This window comes from Pseudomonas sp. GR 6-02 (assembly GCF_001655615.1).
Lineage (GTDB): Bacteria > Pseudomonadota > Gammaproteobacteria > Pseudomonadales > Pseudomonadaceae > Aquipseudomonas.
This window is the reverse complement of the sequence record NZ_CP011567.1, coordinates 1,269,831-1,292,036: the sequence shown is the minus strand read 5'-3', so window position 1 is coordinate 1,292,036 and position 22,206 is coordinate 1,269,831. Positions and strand designations below refer to the sequence as shown.

General features: G+C 57.6%; 22 protein-coding genes. 13 read left to right on the top strand and 9 right to left on the bottom strand.

The features are described from left to right. Positions 1-71 precede the first annotated feature (71 nt). Positions 72-251: a PA3496 family putative envelope integrity protein gene (locus tag PGR6_RS05525; RefSeq protein WP_018926601.1), complete on the top strand. Its 180-nt coding sequence runs from the start codon at positions 72-74 to the stop codon at positions 249-251. A gap of 91 nt (positions 252-342) precedes the next feature. Here the strand turns inward: PGR6_RS05525 and PGR6_RS05520 are convergent, their stop codons facing one another. Then, a complete protein-coding gene (locus PGR6_RS05520; protein WP_018926602.1) occupies positions 343-969 on the bottom strand; it encodes a response regulator transcription factor in 627 nt (208 codons plus the stop codon). Between the two features lie 565 nt (positions 970-1,534). On the opposite strand from PGR6_RS05520, the gene PGR6_RS05515 reads away from it, so the two are divergent. Next, a complete protein-coding gene (locus PGR6_RS05515) occupies positions 1,535-2,116 on the top strand; it encodes a hypothetical protein (protein ID WP_064616313.1) in 582 nt (193 codons plus the stop codon). A 174-nt stretch (positions 2,117-2,290) separates the two neighbouring features. Here the strand turns inward: PGR6_RS05515 and PGR6_RS05510 are convergent, their stop codons facing one another. After that, positions 2,291-3,508, bottom strand: a complete 1,218-nt coding sequence (locus PGR6_RS05510) for an argininosuccinate synthase (RefSeq protein ID WP_020799894.1) — start codon at positions 3,506-3,508, stop codon at positions 2,291-2,293. 129 nt (positions 3,509-3,637) lie between these two features. Beyond that, positions 3,638-4,546, bottom strand: coding sequence for a flagellar protein MotY (locus PGR6_RS05505; RefSeq protein ID WP_018926605.1), 909 nt, complete (start codon positions 4,544-4,546; stop codon positions 3,638-3,640). A 157-nt stretch (positions 4,547-4,703) separates the two neighbouring features. On the opposite strand from PGR6_RS05505, the gene pyrC reads away from it, so the two are divergent. Together pyrC and rnt are read left to right on the top strand one after the other, a co-directional pair. Beyond that, positions 4,704-5,750 carry a dihydroorotase gene (gene pyrC, locus PGR6_RS05500; RefSeq protein ID WP_018926606.1) on the top strand — a complete coding sequence of 349 codons (1,047 nt, stop codon included), beginning with the start codon at positions 4,704-4,706 and terminating at the stop codon, positions 5,748-5,750. After that, a complete protein-coding gene (gene rnt, locus PGR6_RS05495; protein WP_007938919.1) occupies positions 5,747-6,424 on the top strand; it encodes a ribonuclease T in 678 nt (225 codons plus the stop codon). The genes pyrC and rnt overlap by 4 nt, the downstream gene beginning before the upstream one ends. Before the next feature lie 76 nt (positions 6,425-6,500). Here rnt and PGR6_RS05490 read toward each other — a convergent pair whose 3' ends face one another. Then, the gene (locus PGR6_RS05490) at positions 6,501-7,103 is read right to left on the bottom strand and encodes a peroxiredoxin (protein ID WP_018926607.1); all 603 of its coding nucleotides are present in this window, start codon (positions 7,101-7,103) and stop codon (positions 6,501-6,503) included. Positions 7,104-7,417: 314 nt separating this feature from the next. On the opposite strand from PGR6_RS05490, the gene PGR6_RS05485 reads away from it, so the two are divergent. Then, positions 7,418-7,636, top strand: coding sequence for a bacterioferritin-associated ferredoxin (locus tag PGR6_RS05485; RefSeq protein ID WP_018926608.1), 219 nt, complete (start codon positions 7,418-7,420; stop codon positions 7,634-7,636). Positions 7,637-7,836: 200 nt separating this feature from the next. Further along, the gene (bfr, locus tag PGR6_RS05480) at positions 7,837-8,310 is read left to right on the top strand and encodes a bacterioferritin (RefSeq protein WP_007898512.1); all 474 of its coding nucleotides are present in this window, start codon (positions 7,837-7,839) and stop codon (positions 8,308-8,310) included. A 174-nt stretch (positions 8,311-8,484) separates the two neighbouring features. Here the strand turns inward: bfr and grxD are convergent, their stop codons facing one another. The 3 genes from grxD to PGR6_RS05465 all read right to left on the bottom strand — a co-directional run bounded on the left by grxD (position 8,485) and on the right by PGR6_RS05465 (position 11,458). Continuing rightward, positions 8,485-8,826 carry a Grx4 family monothiol glutaredoxin gene (gene grxD, locus PGR6_RS05475; protein ID WP_007938922.1) on the bottom strand — a complete coding sequence of 114 codons (342 nt, stop codon included), beginning with the start codon at positions 8,824-8,826 and terminating at the stop codon, positions 8,485-8,487. A gap of 97 nt (positions 8,827-8,923) precedes the next feature. After that, positions 8,924-11,032 carry a molybdopterin oxidoreductase family protein gene (locus PGR6_RS05470; protein WP_064616312.1) on the bottom strand — a complete coding sequence of 703 codons (2,109 nt, stop codon included), beginning with the start codon at positions 11,030-11,032 and terminating at the stop codon, positions 8,924-8,926. A gap of 135 nt (positions 11,033-11,167) precedes the next feature. Further along, positions 11,168-11,458, bottom strand: coding sequence for a hypothetical protein (locus tag PGR6_RS05465; RefSeq protein WP_018926610.1), 291 nt, complete (start codon positions 11,456-11,458; stop codon positions 11,168-11,170). Positions 11,459-11,864: 406 nt separating this feature from the next. Here PGR6_RS05465 and argF point away from each other — a divergent pair, with 406 nt between their 5' ends. Further along, the gene (gene argF, locus PGR6_RS05460; protein WP_026286458.1) at positions 11,865-12,785 is read left to right on the top strand and encodes an ornithine carbamoyltransferase; all 921 of its coding nucleotides are present in this window, start codon (positions 11,865-11,867) and stop codon (positions 12,783-12,785) included. Next, positions 12,782-13,891, top strand: a complete 1,110-nt coding sequence (locus PGR6_RS05455; RefSeq protein ID WP_019581557.1) for an ABC transporter ATP-binding protein — start codon at positions 12,782-12,784, stop codon at positions 13,889-13,891. Before argF ends, PGR6_RS05455 begins: the two co-directional genes overlap by 4 nt. A gap of 48 nt (positions 13,892-13,939) precedes the next feature. On the opposite strand, the gene PGR6_RS05450 is transcribed toward PGR6_RS05455, so the two are convergent. Together PGR6_RS05450 and ybaK are read right to left on the bottom strand one after the other, a co-directional pair. Further along, complete coding sequence (locus tag PGR6_RS05450; protein ID WP_064621201.1) at positions 13,940-14,722, bottom strand: PhzF family phenazine biosynthesis protein; 783 nt, start codon at positions 14,720-14,722, stop codon at positions 13,940-13,942. A gap of 117 nt (positions 14,723-14,839) precedes the next feature. After that, a complete protein-coding gene (ybaK, locus tag PGR6_RS05445; RefSeq protein ID WP_007938929.1) occupies positions 14,840-15,310 on the bottom strand; it encodes a Cys-tRNA(Pro) deacylase in 471 nt (156 codons plus the stop codon). Positions 15,311-15,679: 369 nt separating this feature from the next. On the opposite strand from ybaK, the gene PGR6_RS05440 reads away from it, so the two are divergent. The 5 genes from PGR6_RS05440 (at position 15,680) to PGR6_RS05420 (ending at position 22,173) form a co-directional block, all read left to right on the top strand. Continuing rightward, positions 15,680-16,531, top strand: coding sequence for an MIP/aquaporin family protein (locus PGR6_RS05440; protein ID WP_019581559.1), 852 nt, complete (start codon positions 15,680-15,682; stop codon positions 16,529-16,531). A 76-nt stretch (positions 16,532-16,607) separates the two neighbouring features. Then, positions 16,608-18,113, top strand: coding sequence for a glycerol kinase GlpK (gene glpK / locus PGR6_RS05435; protein WP_018926616.1), 1,506 nt, complete (start codon positions 16,608-16,610; stop codon positions 18,111-18,113). A gap of 95 nt (positions 18,114-18,208) precedes the next feature. Then, entirely contained in the window at positions 18,209-18,964 is a 756-nt protein-coding gene (locus PGR6_RS05430; RefSeq protein ID WP_007938932.1) for a DeoR/GlpR family transcriptional regulator, read from the top strand. A 322-nt stretch (positions 18,965-19,286) separates the two neighbouring features. Next, positions 19,287-20,825: a glycerol-3-phosphate dehydrogenase gene (gene glpD / locus PGR6_RS05425; protein ID WP_018926617.1), complete on the top strand. Its 1,539-nt coding sequence runs from the start codon at positions 19,287-19,289 to the stop codon at positions 20,823-20,825. A gap of 433 nt (positions 20,826-21,258) precedes the next feature. Further along, a complete protein-coding gene (locus tag PGR6_RS05420; RefSeq protein ID WP_026286460.1) occupies positions 21,259-22,173 on the top strand; it encodes a glutamate/aspartate ABC transporter substrate-binding protein in 915 nt (304 codons plus the stop codon). Positions 22,174-22,206: the final 33 nt, after the last annotated feature.

Below are 22,206 nucleotides of genomic sequence, written 5' to 3'. Positions count from 1 at the left end.
ATCTTTTTTACCCGCCGGGAAATTGTCGATATAAGGAGCGCCAAAGGCAGTCTTAGCCTGGAGTTAACCTTATGAGCACTGGCAAAGAGCAATTGGACGTAGAAGACGACTTCACCGCCGTTGAGGCCGATGACGCAGAACCGGTGGTGGAAGTAGCGAAGACCAACCTGAGCAAACGCCGCACCATCGACAATCTGCTGGAGGAGCGCCGACTGCAAAAGCAATTGGCCGATTACGATTTTGACCTATGACACCTAAAAGCCTCCCGAAACGGAGGCTTTTTACTAAGTGCCCATCCCCGACAAACGCCCGCTCATCGCCCCTCGTCAAACGCTGGCATACTCATACCAGGCCATTACGTTGAGCCAATTCAATAAGATCGACCAGTGAGCGAGCATTGAGCTTCAGCAACAGGCGAGTCTTGTAAGTACTGACGGTTTTATTGCTGAGGAACATCCCATCGGCGATTTCCTTGTTTGTCTTTCCTCGGGCCAACTGCTGAAGGACCATCATTTCCCGCCCGGACAAACGATCCACCATATCGGCTTCACTGGCATTCCCAAGACTGGAGCGCACAGTATGCAGCGCCTGATTAGGAAAGTAGCTATAACCTGACAATACAGCCTTTATTGCACTGAGCAACTCAGTAAGGTCCTGTTGTTTACAGACATATCCGGCGGCACCCGATTGCATACAACGCATGGAAAAATGTCCTGGAGCCTGGGACGTCAATATCAGCACTTTAAGAGGCATCGCCGCCGAGGTCAGGCGCGCGATAACTTCCAACCCATCCAGCTTCGGTATTCCAATATCCAGGATAACGATATCCGGCATAAGTTCACGAGCAAGTTGCAATGCATCCACGCCATTGTCTGTTTCTGCAATGACTTCGTAGCCATGACGCTCCATTAGCATACGTACCGCAAGACGAATGACGGGGTGATCATCCACGATCAGCACTTTATTCATGGGCAATTCCAATTTTCGCTGTTCGAATTTTTAGAGCCCGCACCATAGCCTAGTCGTTTCACCCATGGCATGCCGTCCCCCTCGACCACTCGCACCGAGAGACATTACCTACAAACAACACGGATTATTCCTACAAGAAATCATTGCGCATGATAAGCCAGGGATTTTATTGGCCGAACACTGCTAAACGCTTCGACAATGTCTTTGTAACAATTCACCCCCCAAAAAAACAAGGTTCAACGCCCTTGGTCCGACAGACCGCGACTATTAAGCTATCCTTAAAGGTAACGAGTATCTTGCAGAATCTTACATAACCCGGCCCGAACCACTCGAAAAAACTTACATACAGCAACACTTCACAACTCAAACAAACCCACACAACTTTAAAACAAATAAACAGCCATACCCAGAGCCAGAACAATACAGTTACTATATCAACCTCAACCACACAACAAAAAGAAACTTAAAATAACAAATACAAAAAAACACACTCATACATGCATCACCACCAAAACACACCCTATAAACCAACAGAGAAAAAGATAATACCTAATGAGTAAAAAACATGACAAAACTCAAAAAAAGAATCACCAACCCCATGACAATCATTGCAATATTTGCAGCACTGTCCGAAACATCAGCTGCTGTATCGCTGCCCTTTCTTGACCACAAGGAGAGAGAACTCTACATCTGGTTTCTGATCAGCTTTCCCTTTTATTTGCTTTTTCTTTTCTTCGCCACACTTAACTTCAATTATCGATCGCTTTACGCGCCCTCCGATTTCGAGAAGGGAAAGCATTTTATAAAAGTCATGGACAACGCTGATCACTCTGGAAACAGCACTTCCAGTGTGTCGCCTGAACGCTCGGTCCAACACCATGTGCAGCTGCCCGCGCCGCTAAAGGATCTGCACATCATTGATGCACGCTGGATAACCAAAAAAATGGGGTTCAGCGCCCTGATGGAGAGTATCCAGCACGCTCCGGATAATCCTGCACACGTGATCGTATTTCTCACGTGTGCCGATTCGGAGGTAGTGCTGAAGGACAGTGCGCTCAAACACTGGAAACAACTAAAGAAACGCAGCAACGCAACGTTCTGTGTTTCTTACAATTTGAGCTCACATGGCGTGACGATCATGGGCTAGGTTTTGACCCGTCGCACAGAGCAAGGCAGCCCTTGAAGTGAGATCAAAGGCAGGCAGCAAAAGGAACGGTTGGAAGAAACCAGCAGAAAGCGAAACGTAATATGCAGCAGCCCTTTTTCAGAACTGTGGCCTTGTCATCGACAAGGCCACAGTTCCATTACCGCATCAAAGGTCTCAGAACAGCTTGCGGCCTTTGTTCGCCGCGATACGCATGCGCAAGGCGTTGAGCTTGATGAAGCCCGCCGCATCGGCCTGGTTGTAGGCGCCGCCATCTTCCTCGAAGGTCGCGATGTTGGCGTCGAACAACGACTCGTCGGACTTGCGTCCGGTAACGATCACGTTGCCCTTGTACAGTTTCAGGCGCACTACGCCGTTCACGTGGGCCTGGGAAGCATCGATCATCTGTTGCAGCATCAGACGCTCTGGGCTCCACCAGTAGCCGGTGTAGATCAGACTGGCGTATTTAGGCATCAGCTCGTCTTTGAGGTGAGCCACTTCGCGGTCCAGGGTGATCGATTCGATCGCACGGTGAGCGCGCAGCATGATGGTGCCGCCAGGCGTCTCGTAGCAGCCACGGGACTTCATGCCCACATAGCGGTTTTCGACGATGTCCAGACGGCCGATACCATGTTCGCCACCGATACGGTTCAAAGTCGCCAGCACGGTGGCCGGGGTCATTTCGACACCGTCCAGTGCAACGATGTCGCCGTTGCGGTAGGTCAGTTCCAGGTACTGCGGTTTGTCGGGAGCTTTCTCCGGGGAGACGGTCCAGCGCCACATGTCTTCTTCGTGCTCGGTCCAGGTGTCTTCCAGCACGCCGCCTTCATAGGAGATGTGCAGCAGGTTGGCATCCATCGAGTACGGGGATTTTTTCTTGCCGTGACGCTCGATCGGAATCGCGTGCTTCTCGGCGTAGTCCATCAGCTTCTCACGGGACAGCAGGTCCCATTCGCGCCATGGAGCGATCACTTTCACGCCTGGCTTCAAGGCGTAGGCGCCCAGTTCGAAACGAACCTGGTCGTTGCCCTTGCCGGTCGCGCCGTGGGAAATGGCGTCAGCACCGGTTTCGTTGGCGATTTCGATCAGGCGTTTGGCGATCAACGGACGAGCGATGGAAGTACCCAGCAGGTACTCGCCTTCGTAAACGGTGTTGGCGCGGAACATCGGGAACACGAAATCACGCACGAATTCTTCGCGCAGATCGTCGATATAGATTTCTTTTACGCCCATGGCCTGTGCCTTGGCGCGGGCCGGTTCGACCTCTTCGCCCTGACCCAGGTCAGCGGTGAAGGTCACTACTTCACAGTTATATGTATCCTGCAGCCACTTGAGGATCACCGAAGTGTCCAGGCCGCCGGAATACGCCAGAACGACCTTGTTTACGTCCGCCATGCCATCACTCCACGGGGTTCTACGGAAAGCTGTCAAGTCTACCGCTCATGCAGGATAATTTACAGAGGCGCGACAGCTTATGACGACGAAGCGACAGATTATGTCGAGCGAGCGACGAATTCAGCAGGTTCAGGAGGTCGTCGCGCTGCTCGCGGCGGCGGTGGCTTGAGGCGCAGGTTTCTCGGTCGGTGCGACCCGCTCGAGACGTACGGCAACCCGGCGGTTCTTCGCCCGGTTGGCGGCATTGTTGTTGGGCGCCAGCGGATAGCGCTCACCGTGAAAACGCAGGGTGATCTGCGATTCCTGCACACCATTGGCCTTGAAGAAATCCATCACCGCCAGCGCCCGGCGTCGTGACAGTTCACGGTTGGTCAGCCGGTTACCGCTATTGTCGGAATGGCCATCGAGTTCAATGTGGTTGACCGTCGGATCGGCCTTCATGAACTCCAGCATGACCTGCAACTGGGCCTTGGCCCTGGCATCGAGATCGATACCCTCCCCCGGAAAGCCGACCTCGGATTGCTTCACTTGCTCGAAATTCTGTGGCAACAGCTTGGCGACGCAACCCTGATAGTCACCATAGGCCTTGCTGAACTTGACCGGCAGCAGACGCACTTCAGACACCCGACCGTCGCCCGATGAGTGTCGTACGACCGGGCTGCGCCCCTCCATCAGCCCGCTGATCAGGCGCCCGGCCTGCACTTGCGAACTGTTGAACAGCACGTTGCCACTACCGATTCTCACCGAGCCCAGGTTAATGTCGCCACGCCCCGGCTGCCATGGCGCAGCCGCCGCCAGCAAGGTGGCGGAACCCCCACCGATCATTGAGTTGTAGGCCTTCAGTCGAAATGTCGCCTGCTCTCCGGCGCGCCGCACAAACTCACCCGAACCGAAATCGGTGATCGGTTGAGTCAGGCGGCATTCGAACTTGTCGCCTTCGACCGTCCACTCGATGCTCTCCAGGCGAGTCTGGAAAGTGAGCGCCATCGCGGGAAGGCTGGCAAACACACTGAGCAAGGCTAAATAACGCTGGCGCACGGGAGGCTCCACTGGCTTCTACGACAAAAAGACCGACACACATATTCACGGCCTGCCTGTTGGGTATCGGAAGCTTGTCGTAAAACTTGATAGCGAGTGCCTGGAAGAGTCTTTTCCGGTAGCATTCCCCTGAGTTTGACCCGCCTGGAATTCCCTCATGTCCGACCGCCTGACCCTGCTGCGTCCCGACGACTGGCACATTCATCTTCGCGATGGTGCCGTGTTGACCAATACCGTCGCGGATGTCGCGCGCACCTTTGGTCGCGCCATCATCATGCCCAACCTGGTACCTCCGGTGCGCAACGCTGCTGAAGCCGATGGCTATCGCCAGCGGATTCTCGCCGCACGTCCGGCCGGCAGCCGTTTCGAACCGCTGATGGTTCTGTACCTGACCGACCGCACCCAGCCCGAAGAAATTCGTGAGGCCAAGGCCAGCGGTTTCATTCACGCCGCCAAGCTGTACCCGGCCGGCGCGACCACCAACTCGGACTCTGGCGTCACCAGCATCGACAAGATTTTCCCTGCACTGGAGGCCATGGCCGAAGTCGGGATGCCCTTGCTGGTTCACGGTGAAGTCACCCGTGGCGATATCGACGTTTTCGATCGGGAAAAAATCTTCATCGATGAGCACATGCGTCGCGTGGTCGAGCGTTTCCCGACGCTCAAAGTGGTGTTCGAACACATCACCACCGCCGATGCCGTGCAGTTCGTCAACGCGGCTTCAGCCAACGTTGGCGCCACCATCACCGCGCATCACCTGCTGTACAACCGCAACCACATGCTGGTGGGCGGGATTCGGCCGCACTTCTACTGCCTGCCGATCCTCAAGCGCAATACCCACCAGGAAGCGCTGCTCGACGCCGCCACCAGCGGCAGCGACAAGTTCTTCCTCGGCACCGACTCGGCCCCCCATGCCCAGCACGCCAAAGAAGCGGCTTGCGGCTGTGCCGGTTGCTACACCGCTTATGCCGCGATCGAGATGTATGCCGAAGCCTTCGAACAGCGTAATGCGCTGGACAAGCTCGAAGCCTTCGCCAGCCTCAATGGCCCGCGTTTCTACGGTCTGCCGGCGAACACCGATCGCATCACCCTGGTCCGCGAAGAGTGGACCGCCCCAACCAGCCTGCCATTCGGCGAGCTGACCGTTATCCCGCTGCGCGCCGGTGAAAAACTGCGCTGGCGCCTGCTGGAGGAACACGCGTGAGTGAAGACCATTTCGACGACGAACAGGACGGTCAAGGCGGTGGAGGTGGTCCTCGTCATCCAATGGCTGCCAGATTCCGTGGTTACCTGCCGGTTGTCGTCGACGTAGAAACCGGTGGCTTCAACTCGGCCACCGACGCCCTGCTGGAAATTGCTGCAACCACTATCGCCATGGATGAAAAAGGGTTCGTGTACCCCGATCACACCTACTTCTTCCGGGTCGAGCCATTCGAAGGCGCCAACATCGAAGCAGCAGCCCTGGAATTCACCGGGATCAAACTCGATCACCCGTTGCGCATGGCAGTGAGTGAGGAAGCGGCGCTGACCGATATCTTCCGTGGCATTCGCAAGGCCCTGAAAGCCAACGGTTGCAAACGGGCGATTCTGGTCGGTCACAACAGCAGCTTCGACCTGGGTTTCCTCAACGCGGCAGTCGCGCGCCTGGACATGAAACGCAACCCGTTTCACCCGTTCTCCAGCTTCGACACCGCGACCCTCGCCGGTCTTGCCTACGGTCAAACCGTACTGGCCAAGGCCTGTCAGGCAGCGGACATCGACTTCGACGGTCGTGAGGCTCATTCGGCTCGCTACGACACCGAGAAGACTGCTGAGCTGTTCTGCGGCATCGTCAATCGCTGGAAACAGATGGGCGGCTGGGAAGACTACAACGACTGAGGCTGGTCGCCGGTTTATCCCGCCCATAAAAAAACCGGCCTCAGTGAGGCCGGTTTTTTATTGCCGGACGCCTGGCTTACAGCGCAGCAGCGTGCTCGGTCAGGTAAGCCGCAACGCCTTCTGGCGAGGCGTTCATGCCTTTGTCGCCTTTTTTCCAGTTGGCAGGGCAAACTTCGCCGTGCTCTTCGTGGAATTGCAGAGCATCAACCAGACGGATCAGCTCTTCCATGTTACGGCCCAGCGGCAGGTCGTTGACGATCTGCGAGCGGACAACGCCTTTGTCGTCGATCAGGAACGCACCACGGAAAGCCACGCCGTCAGCGGACTGAACGTCGTAAGCCTTCATGATTTCCTGCTTGATGTCAGCAGCCATGGTGTAACGAACCTGGCCGATACCGCCATTGTTCACCGGGGTGTTGCGCCACGCGTTGTGGGTGAAGTGCGAGTCGATCGAAACGGCGACCACTTCAACGTTGCGTGCCTTGAAGTCAGCCATGCGGTTGTCCAGAGCGATCAGCTCGGACGGGCAAACGAAGGTGAAGTCCAGTGGGTAGAAGAACACCAGGCCGTATTTGCCTTTGATGGCCGAGGACAGGGTGAAGCTGTCTACGATTTCGCCATTGCCGAGTACGGCCGGTACGGTGAAGTCAGGGGCTTGTTTGCCTACGAGTACGCTCATTGGATATCTCCTGGTGTAATAACGTTGAAGAACAGGGCTCATGCCAGCCTGTCACCCTCAGGCGACAGCCCTGTGACACGAACCTCCTTCGCAAAAGGCCGACCATCATACACCGCGTTTTTCGCCTGTCCTTAGCGGTTTTTTTCTGGCGGGCAAAATGGCCGCTGCTATTTTTTTTCGCAAGGCGCGAGAGGAAACCGTTCGTCAGTCAAAGGCCCTTATGACGAAAAGCCTTCAGAAACCACTTTGACAATCATTCTCGTTAACATTAAGATCCATCGCAATTGAGTCACAACCAGCGACGGTTCTCACTTATGTATGTCTGCCTCTGCACCGGCGTCACCGACGGTCAAATCCGCGATGCAATCTATGAAGGTTGCTGCAGCTACAAGGAAGTCCGTCTGGCTACCGGCGTAGCCGGCCAATGTGGCAAATGCGCTTGCCTGGCCAAGGAAGTGGTGCGTGAAACACTGGGCAAACTGCAAACGGCCCAGGCGGCGATCCCCTACCCCGTAGAATTTACAGCCGCATAACTACCGTATTTCGAAGAACCGGACTTGATGTCCGGTTTTTTTATGTCTGAAAATCAATCGCTTAGGCCTTAGACGCGGAACACAAACATTCTTATTCCGATTAATTTTCATTTAAGTTTCAATAACTTAGGTTTGACACTATTAATTACGCGGCTCAAACTCCGCCTTATATACAGCTAATACAGGGCAGGACTCCCACCATGAAAGGCGACGTTACAGTCATCCAGCATCTCAACAAAATCCTTGCCAATGAACTGGTCGCGATCAATCAGTACTTCCTGCACGCGCGCATGTATGAAGATTGGGGCCTGAACAAGCTCGGCAAGCACGAGTACCACGAATCCATCGACGAGATGAAGCATGCTGACAAGCTGATCAAGCGCATCCTGTTCCTTGAAGGCCTGCCGAACGTCCAGGACCTGGGCAAGCTGCACATCGGCGAACACACCAAGGAAATGCTTGAGTGTGACTTGAAGATCGAGCGCGACGGTCATGCCGACCTGAAAGTCGCTATCGCCCATTGCGAAACCGTTGGCGACTTCGGTAGCCGTGAACTGCTCGAAGACATTCTTGAGTCCGAAGAAGAACATATCGACTGGCTGGAAACCCAGCTGGGCCTGATCGATAAAGTCGGCCTTGAGAACTATCTGCAATCGCAGATGGGCGAAGAGTAAGTTCTACGCCGCTAACCCCGACGCAATAAAAAGCCCCGCTCTCTTTACAGAGGCGGGGCTTTTTACGTGCGCTCTTGTAGGAGCGAGGCTCGCCCGCGAAGAACGATGACGCGGTGTATCTGCAGAAGCGCGGCGCCTGCTTCGCGGGCAAGCCTCGCTCCTACAGGTACCGAATCAGGCTTCGGTCTTGGCAGCGGCGGCTTTGGCGGCGGCGTCTTTGATCAGTGCCTGCAACGAACCGTCGGCAGACATTTCAGTCATGATGTCGCTACCACCAACCAGCTCACCGGCAACCCACAGTTGTGGGAAGGTTGGCCAGTTGGCGTACTTTGGCAGGTTGGCGCGGATTTCCGGGTTCTGCAGGATATCCACATAGGCAAACTTTTCACCACAGGCCATCACAGCCTGGGCGGCTTTCGCGGAGAACCCACACTGCGGGGCATTCGGCGAGCCTTTCATGTAAAGCAGAATGGTGTTGTTGGCAATCTGCTCTTTAATCGTTTCGATGATATCCATGGAGCACCTCGGCTGAACTTTCCGACTCAGTGGTCGGCACGGTGGCGCATTGTAACGGAAACCCGAGCGCCATGCTCGGCCTCCCCGACAGACATGTTCACGCCGCCGCCACGGTCACCGGCACGCCGTTCAATGCCGCATTGCCCGACAACTCATCGAGCTGACATTCGTCAGTCAGGTCATTGGCGCTGGAACCTGGCTGGCCACTGGCAATCGTCATCTGCACGCCCGGTCGCGCATGACCCCAACCGTGGGGCAGGCTGACCACTCCTTTCATCATATCGAGGCTGGCGACCACTTCAACCTCGATCACGCCGACCCGTGAACTGACGCGCACCCGCTGCCCATCGCTGAGCCCGCGGCTGGCCAGGTCGTCCGGGTGCATCAGCAGTTGATGGCGCGGCTTGCCCTTCACCAGGCGGTGATAGTTGTGCATCCATGAGTTGTTGCTGCGCACATGGCGGCGACCGATCATCAGTAACTCATCGGCGGCTGGTGCTTGCAACGCCGCAAAGCGCGCCAGATCGGCGAGGATCTCCACAGGCGCCGCCTGGACGCGCTGATTGGCCGTCTTCAGACGAGGCGTCAAATTGGGCTTGAGCGCGCCGAGATCGATACCGTGAGGGTGATCGAACAAGGTCGCCAGCGACAGTTTGTGCCCTGAAGCATCGCCATACAGGCCCATCCGCAGCCCCCGGTCAATCATCTGCGCCGGCGCAATGGTCGGTTTCAGCTCCTTGCCGGTCTTCGCCGCAAAGGCCTTGGCCAGCCCCACGAAGATCTCCCAATCATGCAGCGCGCCTTGCGGCTTGGCGAGAATCGCCCGGTTGAAACGGGTGACGTTGCGCACCGCGAACATATTGAAGGTGGTGTCGTAATGATCGTTTTCCAGCGCCGAAGTCGACGGCAGGATCAGGTCGGCATAACGCGTGGTTTCATTGATGTACAGGTCGACGCTGACCATGAACTCCAGTCCGTCCAGCGCCTGCTCCAGCTGTCGGCCATTGGGCGTGGACAACACCGGATTACCCGCCACGGTGATCAGCGCACGGACCTGCCCTTCCCCTTCGGTGAGCATCTCTTCGGCCAGCGCCGACACCGGCAACTCGCCACCGTATTCAGGACGCCCGGACACGCGGCTTTGCCACAGGTTGAAATGGCCGCCCGACGTGGACGCCACCAGGTCCACCGCCGGCTCGGTGCACAACGCACCGCCGACACGATCAAGGTTGCCGGTCACCAGATTGATCAATTGCACCAGCCAATGGCACAAGGTGCCGAAGGCCTGGGTCGAGACGCCCATGCGGCCATAGCAGACCGCCGTCGGGGCTGCCGCGAAGTCCCGCGCCAGTTGACGGATCTGTTCGACGGGGACTGCGCACAGCGGGCTCATGGCCTCGGCAGTGAAACCTGCGATCGCCTTACGCACTTCATCCAGCCCATCGACCGGCAAATGACTGTCGCGGGTCAGGCCTTCAGCGAATAACGTATTGAGCAACCCGAACAACAGCGCCGCATCGCCGCCGGGGCGCACGAACAGATGCTGGTCGGCAATCGCCGCCGTTTCGCTGCGACGCGGATCGACCACCACCACTTTGCCACCCCGGGCCTGAATCGCCTTGAGGCGCTTCTCCACATCCGGCACGGTCATGATGCTGCCGTTGGAGGCCAGCGGATTACCGCCCAGGATCAACATGAAATCAGTGTGATCGATGTCCGGGATCGGCAACAGCAAGCCGTGGCCATACATCAAATGACTGGTCAGGTGATGGGGCAACTGATCGACCGACGTCGCGGAAAACCGGTTACGGGTTTTCAACAGGCCGAGGAAGTAATTGCTGTGGGTCATCAACCCGTAGTTGTGCACGCTGGGGTTGCCCTGATAGACCGCCACCGCGTTCTGCCCGTGACGCTCCTGAATCGCCGCCAGGCGTTCGGCTACAAGGCTGAACGCATCTTCCCACTCGATAGGCTGCCACTCGCTACCCACTCGCTGCATCGGCTGACGCAGGCGATCCGGGTCGTTCTGAATGTCTTGCAGGGCCACCGCCTTGGGGCAGATATGCCCACGGCTGAAGCTGTCCTGAGGGTCGCCCTTGATCGAGGTGATCTGCACGCCGCTGCCTTCGACCTCGGTGGTTTCGATGGTCAGGCCGCAGATGGCTTCACACAGGTGGCACGCACGGTGATGGAGAGTCTTGGTCATGGCCAGTCTCTGTTTTGTTCTGGGCGGGCAATGTCGGCCGCGGGAACAAAACTATGGCGCGTGACTTGCCACCGCGCCAGCGACGTTCGTCTTGTGAATCGACGACCATCAGGCCGGCCGATGGCAGCAAGGAGATCAGTTCGGCGGCAGACTCGGCGGCGCCTGCAGCTGGATTTCCTCGATGGTTTCGATCTGCTCGTGGGCGACGTGCACGCCGGTGAGCTCGCCGATCAGCCGCCAATGCTCGTCGAGCCCGGCACTGATGGTGGCCATGCGGTCGATCATGCGCCGGCCAGCCGCCTTGGTGACTTCATCTTCACTGCGTAACAACTCGAAAGACATCGAGGTCATGGAAGCAGTGAGGTGGGTCAGAGAGCGAGCCGTAAGGCCGAGTAGCTCCATCAATAACTGTTCTTTCGATTCCATTCCTGAGGCTTCCTGCGTCGCTCGTGCTTTAGTTATAACCCAGCACTTTGCATTAGCAAATGTTTCAGACTAGACACATTGCCCGCCAAAGGCTCGAATGACAGATCAAAAACCGACTGCCAATCTGTCGCCCGCGCCCTGCCTGATTGCCAAGCCCGGCGAGCCCAGTGTACAAATGCTCAGCTGCTGTCAGGAAACAGGCTTCAAAAGCGCTACTGCGGTCACCCCGTAGCCTCTCTGAAATCCTCTAAACACCGTAGCCTATTGGAAAAACGCGACATTTAATGTCAATATCGCGCCTCCCCCTATTTCGTCGCCCCGTGCGGCTTACGCCGCAGGTCTCGCCCGTTTTTCAGTTAAACAAGGCTTTGAGTATCTGCGGTCTGTTGCAAAAAGGTAGTCAATGATGAGCGCAAGGCACTTTCTCTCCCTGATGGATTGCACGCCCGAAGAGCTGGTCAGCGTGATCCGTCGAGGCGTTGAGCTCAAGGACCTGCGTAACCGCGGCGTACTGTTCGAGCCTTTGAAAAACCGCGTCCTGGGGATGATTTTCGAGAAGTCCTCGACCCGTACCCGTATTTCGTTCGAAGCCGGCATGATCCAGCTCGGTGGCCAGGCGATCTTCCTGTCGCCGCGCGACACTCAGCTGGGCCGTGGCGAACCGATCGGCGACGCCGCCATTGTCATGTCGAGCATGCTCGATGCAGTGATGATCCGTACGTTTTCGCACAGCACCCTGACCGAATTCGCCGCCAATTCGCGAGTCCCGCTGATCAACGGCCTGTCCGATGACCTGCACCCGTGCCAGTTGCTGGCCGACATGCAAACCTTCCTCGAACATCGCGGTTCGATCCAAGGCAAGACCGTGGCCTGGATCGGCGACGGCAACAACATGTGCAACAGCTATATAGAAGCGGCGATCCAGTTCGACTTCCAGTTGCGCATCGCCTGCCCGGAAGGTTACGAACCCAACCCTGAGTTCGTGGCCAAGGCCGGCGATCGGGTAAGCATCGTCCGCGATCCTCGGGAAGCCGTACGCGGCGCGCATCTGGTGAGCACCGACGTCTGGACCTCCATGGGCCAGGAAGAGGAAACCGCCAAGCGCCTGAAGCTGTTCGCACCGTTCCAGGTCAACCGGGCGCTGCTCGACCTGGCCGCACCGGACGTGCTGTTCATGCATTGCCTGCCGGCCCACCGTGGCGAGGAAATCAGCCTCGACCTGCTCGACGACCCGCGTTCGGTGGCCTGGGATCAAGCCGAAAACCGTCTGCATGCACAAAAGGCCCTGCTCGAGTTTCTCGTCCCACCTTCGTACCATCACGCATGAGCCAGCCATTACTGCTGAACCTGCGCAATCTGGCCTGTGGTTATCAAAACCAGCGGGTTGTGCAGAACCTCAACCTGCATTTGAATGCCGGCGATATCGGTTGCCTGCTGGGCTCTTCGGGCTGCGGCAAAACCACCACCCTGCGGGCCATTGCCGGTTTCGAACCGGTGCACGAGGGTGAGATCCAGTTGGCGGGCGAGACCATCTCCAGCGCCGGCTTCACCCTCGCCCCGGAGAAACGCCGGATCGGCATGGTGTTCCAGGATTACGCGCTGTTTCCGCATTTGAGCGTGGCCGAGAACATCGCCTTCGGGATCCGCAAGCACCCGCAAAAGGATCGTGTCACCGAAGAACTGCTCGAACTGGTCAACCTGAAAAACCTCGGCAAGCGCTTTCCCCATGAGCTGTCCGGTGGACAGCAGCAGCGAGTTGCACTGGCCCGCGCCCTGGCACCGGAACCGCAACTGTTGTTGCTCGACGAACCGTTCTCCAACCTCGATGGTGAGCTGCGACGCAAGCTCAGCCATGAAGTACGCGACATCCTCAAGGCTCGCGGCACCAGTGCGATTCTGGTGACCCACGATCAGGAAGAAGCTTTCGCGGTCAGCGACCATGTCGGCGTTTTCAAGGAAGGTCGCCTGGAACAATGGGATACCCCCTACAACCTCTATCACGAACCGCTGACACCGTATGTGGCCAGCTTCATTGGCCAGGGTTACTTCATTCGCGGTCAGTTGAGCAGCCCGGAGTCGGTACAGACCGAATTGGGTGAATTGCGCGGCAACCGTGCCTACACCTGGCCGATCGGTGGCGCCGTGGACGTATTGCTGCGTCCGGACGACATCGTCTATGCACCGTCCAGCCCACTGAGGGCGCAGATTGTCGGCAAGAGCTTCCAGGGGGCCTCAACGCTGTACCGCTTGCAGTTGCCTACGGGCGCACAGCTGGAGTCGATTTTCCCAAGTCATGCCGATCATCTGGTCGGTGCTGAAGTCGGCATTCGGGTAGCGGCGGAACACCTGGTACTGTTCCAGGCCTCCGGCAGTACAGCGGCGCAGATTCCGACGATCGAGTCCGGGGTTCGGCGCTACGGCGCCGCCAGCTGAACAACGCGGACATAGGTGGGAGCTCGCTCCCATCTATTGGATTTTCGTTTAACCCAGCATTAGCGTTCCGCTCGCGACCAGCGTCGCATTCCCGCCAATACTCACCCGATTCCCTTCCAGCTGACAAAACAACTCCCCACCCCGCGCCGAGCACTGATAAGCCGTCAGACTCGACTTGCTCAAGCGTTTCGACCAGTACGGAATCAGGCTGCAATGGGTTGAACCGGTCACCGGGTCTTCGTTGATGCCGATCGCCGGGGCAAAGTAGCGCGACACAAAGTCATGCTTGCTGCCTTTGGCTGTCACGATGGCGCCCGGCCATGGCAATTTCGCCAGGGCAATCATGTCTGGCTGACAATCGAGCACCGCCTGCTCGGACTCCAGCACCACGAACAATTCGTTCGAGCCCAGCACATCGACCGCCTCGACGCCCAAGGCGCGCTCGACATCCAGGGTCACGCCCACTTCCGACGGCACGACTGCCGGGAAATCCAGCCACAAGCGCCCACCCTCTCGGGTGACACTCAACGGGCCGGACTTGCAGATGAAGTCCAGTCGCTCGACCGGTTCTTTATAGAGTTCAAACAGTACGTAGGCACTGGCCAGGGTCGCATGACCGCATAACGGGACTTCGGTGGTCGGAGTAAACCAGCGAATGCGCCAGACAGCACCCTCACGCACCAGGAACGCGGTTTCGGCGAGGTTATGTTCGGCGGCGATTTTTTGCATCAACTCATCGTCAAGCCAGGCATCGAGCCGGTACACCATCGCCGGGTTACCACTGAACGGCCGATCACTGAACGCATCGATCTGATGAAACTCAAGCTGCATGGCACTTCTCCCTTTCTTCAGGTCGCCGAGCATGAAGCCCGGCATAGCCCTTCACCAGTGACAGAACGAACCAATTTCCACCATACAGCGCCGGGTTGTTAGCCCAAGACCTTCTGCTCAGGCTCGACCGATATCGGCGAACTTCGCCTGGGTGTGTTCGGCCAACACGGCAGGCGCCAGTTCGACTTCCAGACCGCGCCGCCCGGCGCTGACGAAGATACTGGAAAACGGCTGGGCCGAATGATCGATAAACGTGCGCAGGCGCTTCTTCTGCCCGAGCGGGCTGATACCGCCCAACAGATACCCCGTCGAACGCTGCGCAGCGGCTGGATCGGCCATTTCGACTTTTTTCACGCCTGCGGCCTGTGCCAGCGCCTTCAAGTCCAGACTTCCGACGACCGGCACCACCGCCACCAATAACTCCCCCTTCTCGCTGGCCGCCAGCAATGTCTTGAACACCTGCGCGGGGTCCAGGCCCAGTTTTTCCGCGGCCTCCAGACCATAGGACGCTGCCTTCGGATCATGTTCGTAACTGTGCACACGATGTTCGGCACGAACTTTTTTCAACAAATCCAATGCGGGGGTCATGACAGCTCCAGACTTGGCGGCAGAAGAAAAATACTGCGCAGGATTCTAGGTCATTGATCGATAAAAGGCTCTATTGCGCTGCTATTTCCAGAGCCTGGCCGGGCTTTCGGTCGTTCGTCCACACGCTTCTCGCCGGATGAACGATGCGATCATTCACAGGACTAATAGTTTAAATATGACTAATGGTTCACTTTCGACCTTTGACAGCAGTGCTTCTTGTCTATATTTTTTCGAATGTGAACACAGCACGAACGTCTCACCGCAGCACCCGGCAGTAAGCCGAGCACAGGATGGGGATCCTGCCTCGGTGAAAATCGCGCTTTGACCTCGATGGAAAAGCGCCAGACAACAACAAAAACGAGGTTTTCAATGACAACTGCGTTACAACAACCGTCGCTCTCGAGCCAATGCATGGCCGAGTTTCTGGGTACTGCACTGCTGATCTTTTTCGGTACCGGCTGCGTTGCCGCGCTCAAGGTGGCGGGTGCCAGCTTCGGGTTGTGGGAAATCAGCATCATCTGGGGGGTTGGCGTCAGCATGGCGATCTACCTCACCGCCGGTGTTTCCGGTGCGCACCTCAACCCTGCCGTGAGTATCGCGCTGAGCATTTTCGCTGACTTCGAAAAGCGCAAACTGCCTTTCTATATCTTCTCCCAGGTCGCCGGTGCCTTCTGCGGGGCATTGTTGGTTTACACGCTGTACAGCAACCTGTTCTTCGATTTCGAACAAACTCACCAAATGGTTCGTGGCACCGAAGCCAGCCTTGAATTGGCCTCGGTGTTCTCCACTTTCCCGAACCCTGCCCTGTCCACGGGCCAGGCCTTTCTGGTTGAAGTGATCATCACCGCCATTCTGATGGGCGTGATCATGTCGCTCACCGACGACAACAATGGCCTGCCCAAAGGACCGCTGGCGCCGTTGTTGATCGGCCTGCTGATTGCCGTGATCGGCAGCTCGATGGGGCCGCTGACCGGTTTCGCGATGAACCCGGCCCGCGACTTCGGTCCTAAACTGATGACTTTCTTCGCAGGCTGGGGTGAAATTTCCTTCACTGGCGGACGCGATATCCCGTACTTCCTGATTCCGGTTTTTGCACCGATTGTCGGTGCCTGTCTCGGTGCTGCAGCTTATCGCGGGCTGATTGCCCGTCATCTGCCCAGCGCCATACCTGCTACAAAGGACGCAGCACTGGCCATTGACGGCAAACCAAGAACGTCTTGAAACCGTTGGCGCGTGATCCTGCCCATTTTGATCCCGCGCCTGACTTCACTTCCTTATTTCGTCCAAGGCAATCGACATGACCGACATTCAGAATAAGAACTACATCATTGCCCTCGATCAGGGTACGACCAGCTCCCGCGCGATCATTTTCGATCGCGACGCGAACGTGGTTTGCACCGCCCAGCGTGAATTCGCACAGCATTACCCGCAAGCCGGTTGGGTCGAACACGACCCGATGGAAATCTTCGCCACCCAAAGCGCCGTGATGGTCGAGGCCCTGGCTCAAGCCGGCCTGCATCACGACCAGGTCGCGGCCATCGGCATCACCAACCAGCGCGAAACCACCGTGGTCTGGGACAAGACCACTGGCCGCCCGATCTACAACGCGATCGTCTGGCAGTGCCGCCGCAGCACCGAAATCTGCCAGCAGCTCAAGCGCGACGGCCACGAGCAATACATCAGCGACACCACGGGCCTGGTTACCGACCCGTACTTCTCCGGCACCAAGCTCAAGTGGATCCTCGACAATGTCGAAGGCAGCCGTGAGCGGGCGCGCAAGGGTGAACTGCTGTTCGGCACCGTCGACAGCTGGCTGATCTGGAAATTTACCGGCGGCAAGGTGCACGTCACCGACTACACCAACGCCTCGCGCACCATGCTCTTCAACATCCACACGCTGGAGTGGGACGCGAAGATGCTGGACGTCCTCGACATCCCGCGCGAGATGCTGCCGGAAGTTAAGTCCTCGTCCGAAATCTACGGCCACACCAAAAGCGGCATCGCCATTGGCGGTATCGCCGGCGACCAGCAGGCCGCCCTGTTCGGCCAAATGTGCGTCGAGCCAGGCCAGGCGAAAAACACCTACGGCACCGGTTGCTTCCTGCTGATGAACACCGGCGACAAAGCGGTGAAGTCCAAGCACGGCATGCTGACCACCATCGCTTGCGGCCCGCGTGGCGAAGTGGCCTATGCGCTGGAAGGCGCGGTGTTCAACGGTGGCTCCACCGTGCAGTGGCTGCGTGACGAGTTGAAAATCATCAACGACGCCCACGACACCGAATACTTCGCCAACAAGGTCAAGGACAGCAACGGCGTGTACCTGGTGCCGGCCTTCACCGGCCTGGGCGCTCCGTACTGGGACCCGTATGCCCGTGGCGCGTTGTTCGGCCTGACCCGTGGCGTACGCGTGGATCACATCATTCGTGCCGCGCTTGAGTCGATTGCCTACCAGACCCGCGACGTTCTGGACGCCATGCAGCAGGATTCCGGCGAACGCCTGAAAGCCCTGCGCGTGGACGGCGGTGCAGTGGCGAACAATTTCCTGATGCAATTCCAGGCCGACATCCTCGGCACTCAAGTCGAGCGCCCGAAAATGCGCGAAACCACCGCGTTGGGCGCCGCTTACCTGGCGGGTTTGGCCTGCGGTTTCTGGGGCAGCCTGGACGAGTTGCGCGGCAAGGCGGTGATCGAGCGCGAGTTTGAACCAGCGCTGGACGAAACCGCGAAGGAAAAACTCTACGCTGGCTGGAAAAAAGCCGTCAGCCGCACTCGCGATTGGGAACCGCACGAAGGCGCTGAATAAGCCACGGACCGGACTCGTATCCGGTTGTAACTGGTAGGGAGCGGATTCCTGCGGCATCATGGGCAAATTTTGCACGGCAGCCCAAAGGAAGCCCCATGAATCTGCCTCCCCGTCAGCAGCAAATCCTGGAACTGGTCCGCGAACGCGGCTATGTCAGCATCGAGGAAATGGCCCAGCTGTTCGTCGTTACACCGCAAACCATCCGCCGCGATATCAATCAATTGGCGGAAGTGAATCTGTTGCGTCGCTATCACGGCGGCGCAGCCTACGACTCCAGCGTCGAAAACACCGCCTACGCCATGCGCGCCGATCAGATGCGCGATGAAAAGCAGCGTATCGGCGAAGCCATTGCGGCGCAGATTCCCGATCACGCCTCGCTGTTCATCAATATCGGCACCACCACCGAATCCATTGCTCGGGCGCTGCTCAACCACAGCCACCTGAAGATCATCACCAACAACCTGCATGTGGCCTCGATGCTCAGCGCCAAGGACGACTTCGACGTGCTGCTGACCGGTGGCAACGTGCGGCGTGACGGTGGCGTGGTCGGTCAGGCCAGCGTCGACTTCATTAACCAGTTCAAGGTCGACTTCGCCCTGGTCGGCATCAGTGGAATCGATGAAGACGGCAGCTTGCTGGATTTCGACTATCAGGAAGTGCGGGTATCCCAGGCGATCATCGCCAACGCCCGACAGGTGATTCTCGCGGCGGACTCCAGCAAATTCGGGCGCAACGCCATGATTCGCCTGGGGCCGATCAGCCTGATCGATTGCCTGGTCACCGACCAGCCGCCTTCGCCGGCCCTGGCGCAGTTGTTGAGCCAGCACAAGATTCGGCTGGAGGTCGTGTAAGCACATCCCCCCTGTGGCGAGGGGGCTTGCCCCCCCCCCGTTCGGCTGCACAGCAGACGCCAATCAGACAACATGTTCTTCCTGAGATACCGCGGTAGCCGGTTATAGGACCGCTTCGCAGCCCACCGGGAGCAAGCTCCCTCGCCACAAAAGCAGTCCCTACCATCATTCAATGTTCGAAAATTTTCCTTTAACGGCCCTTCGATCAGTATTTTCAATCGAAGCACGCTGGCTGTGGGCGTCTTTATGGGCTAGTATTTTCGCAAATGAACATTAATGTTCGAATTCAAATATAGAAATCAAAAAAGCCCGAGGCCAGCCGATGCCCACTTCTACCTTGCCTACGCCCCCTCTCGCCGAGGTCTACGATATCGCCGTCATTGGTGGTGGGATCAATGGCGTGGGGATCGCAGCGGATGCCGCCGGTCGCGGCCTTTCGGTGTTCCTTTGCGAAAAGGATGATCTGGCCAGCCACACCTCGTCGGCCAGCAGCAAGCTGATCCACGGTGGCCTGCGCTACCTGGAGCATTATGAGTTCCGCCTGGTGCGCGAAGCCCTGGCCGAGCGCGAAGTGCTGCTGGCCAAGGCGCCGCACATCGTCAAACAGATGCGCTTCGTGCTGCCCCACCGCCCGCACCTGCGTCCGGCCTGGATGATCCGCGCCGGTCTGTTCCTTTATGACCACCTCGGCAAACGGGAAAAACTCGAAGGCTCGAAAAGCCTGAAGTTCGGCCCGGACAGCCCGCTGAAAAGCGAAATCACCAAAGGCTTCGAATATTCCGATTGCTGGGTCGATGACGCACGCCTCGTCGTACTGAACGCCATGGCTGCCCGCGAGAAAGGTGCTCACGTTCATACGCAAACCCGCTGCGTCAGTGCCCGTCGCACCAAGGGCCTGTGGCACATGAACCTGGAACGCGCCGATGGCAGCCTGTTTTCGATCCGCGCCAAGGCACTGGTGAACGCTGCCGGCCCATGGGTCGCCCAGTTCATTCGTGACGACCTGAAGATGGAATCGCCATACGGCATCCGTCTGATCCAGGGCAGCCACCTGATCGTGCCAAAACTGTACGAAGGCGAATACGCGCACATTCTGCAAAACGAAGATCAGCGCATCGTCTTCACCATTCCGTACCTGAACCACTTCACCCTGATCGGCACCACCGACCGCGAGTACACCGGCGACCCGGCAAAAGTGGCGATCACTGAAGGCGAAACCGATTACCTGCTGAAAGTGGTCAATGCCCACTTCAAGAAACAACTCAGCCGCGCGGACATCCTGCACAGCTACTCCGGCGTTCGTCCGCTGTGCAACGACGAATCCGACAACCCGTCGGCCGTCACCCGCGACTACACCCTGGCGTTGTCGGGTTCTGGTGAAGAAGCACCGTTGCTGTCGGTGTTCGGCGGCAAGCTGACGACCTACCGCAAACTGGCCGAGTCGGCGCTGGCGCAATTGGCCCCGTACTTCACGCACATCAAGCCAAGCTGGACCGCCAGCGCGCCCCTGCCCGGTGGCGAAGACATGACGACTCCGCAGGCATTGAGTTCGCGGATCCGCGACAAGTTCGACTGGATCCCCACCGAGATCGCCCGACGCTGGTCCACCACTTACGGCAACCGCACCTGGCGCATGCTCGAAGGCGTGGAAAACCTCGGTGACCTGGGTGAACACATCGGCGGCGGGCTCTACACCCGCGAAGTCGACTACCTGTGCAGCGAAGAATGGGCGACCACCGCCGATGACATCCTGTGGCGCCGCAGCAAGCTTGGGCTGTTCACCACTGCGGCGGAACAACAGAAGCTCAAGGATTACCTGAACAAGCTCGAACAGAACCGCAGCAAGATCGAAGCGGCCTGATCGGGTATCCGGTTAAACCAAAGCCCCTGAATCTCACGATTCAGGGGCTTTTTCATACCGCACATTACTGTAGGAGCGAGGCTTGCCCGCGAAGAACGATAAAGCGGTTCAACAGACAGACCGCAGAGCCCCCTTCGCGGGCAAGCCTCGCTCCTACAGTTTTGTGTGAGTCAATCCATTCGGTTTTCCGAACGCGACTCCTCGGTCGATTCGGAAAACCGGATCATCCGACAAAAAACTCAACTTCACCAACATTAAAATACTCTTAAAAATCAATAATTTGATAGATGATGCATGGTCTGGCACGAGTCATGCTCTACTCTCCCGGACGAATGTTTATTGCGCTACTCCTTCAGGAGCCGCCAGGCATTCGAAGCACCAAAAAAGGCCGATGAACTGGCTCCATAAAAAAAACAATGTCGAGGAAAATTTGATGCGCATCGTTCCCCATCTCCTGGGCGCAGCCATTGCTGCCGCTCTGATTAGCACTCCAGTTTTCGCCGCCGAACTCACCGGCACACTGAAGAAGATCAAAGAGTCCGGCACCATCACCCTCGGGCATCGTGACGCTTCCATTCCGTTTTCCTACATCGCGGACGCTTCCGGCAAACCGGTTGGCTACTCCCACGATATCCAGCTGAAAATCGTCGAAGCCATCAAGAAAGACCTGGACATGCCCAACCTCCAGGTCAAATACAACCTGGTGACCTCGCAAACCCGTATCCCGCTGGTGCAGAACGGCACCGTGGACGTCGAGTGCGGCTCCACCACCAACAACGTCGAGCGTCAGCAACAAGTTGATTTCTCCGCCGGCATCTTCGAAATCGGTACCAAGCTGCTGGCCAAGAAAGACTCGCCCTACAAAGATTTCGCCGACCTCAAAGGCAAGAACGTCGTGACCACCGCCGGCACCACGTCCGAGCGCATCCTCAAGTCGATGAACGCCGACAAGCAGATGGGCATGAACGTGATCTCCGCCAAAGACCATGGCGAATCCTTCCAGATGCTGGAAACCGGCCGTGCCGTGGCCTTCATGATGGACGACGCCTTGCTGGCCGGTGAAATGGCCAAGGCCAAGAAGCCGGATGACTGGGCCGTGACCGGCACACCACAATCGTTCGAAATCTACGGCTGCATGGTTCGCAAGGGCGACGCACCGTTCAAGAAAGCCGTCGACGACGCAATCATCGCGACCTACAAGTCGGGCGAGATCAACAAGATCTACGAAAAATGGTTCATGCAGCCAATCCCGCCAAAAGGCCTGAACCTGAACTTCCCGATGAGCGACGAGCTCAAGACCCTGATCGCCAATCCGACCGACAAAGCGGCTGACGAAAAGAAATCCTGATTTCTGACTAACGTTCCCCCCTGAGAAGGCCTC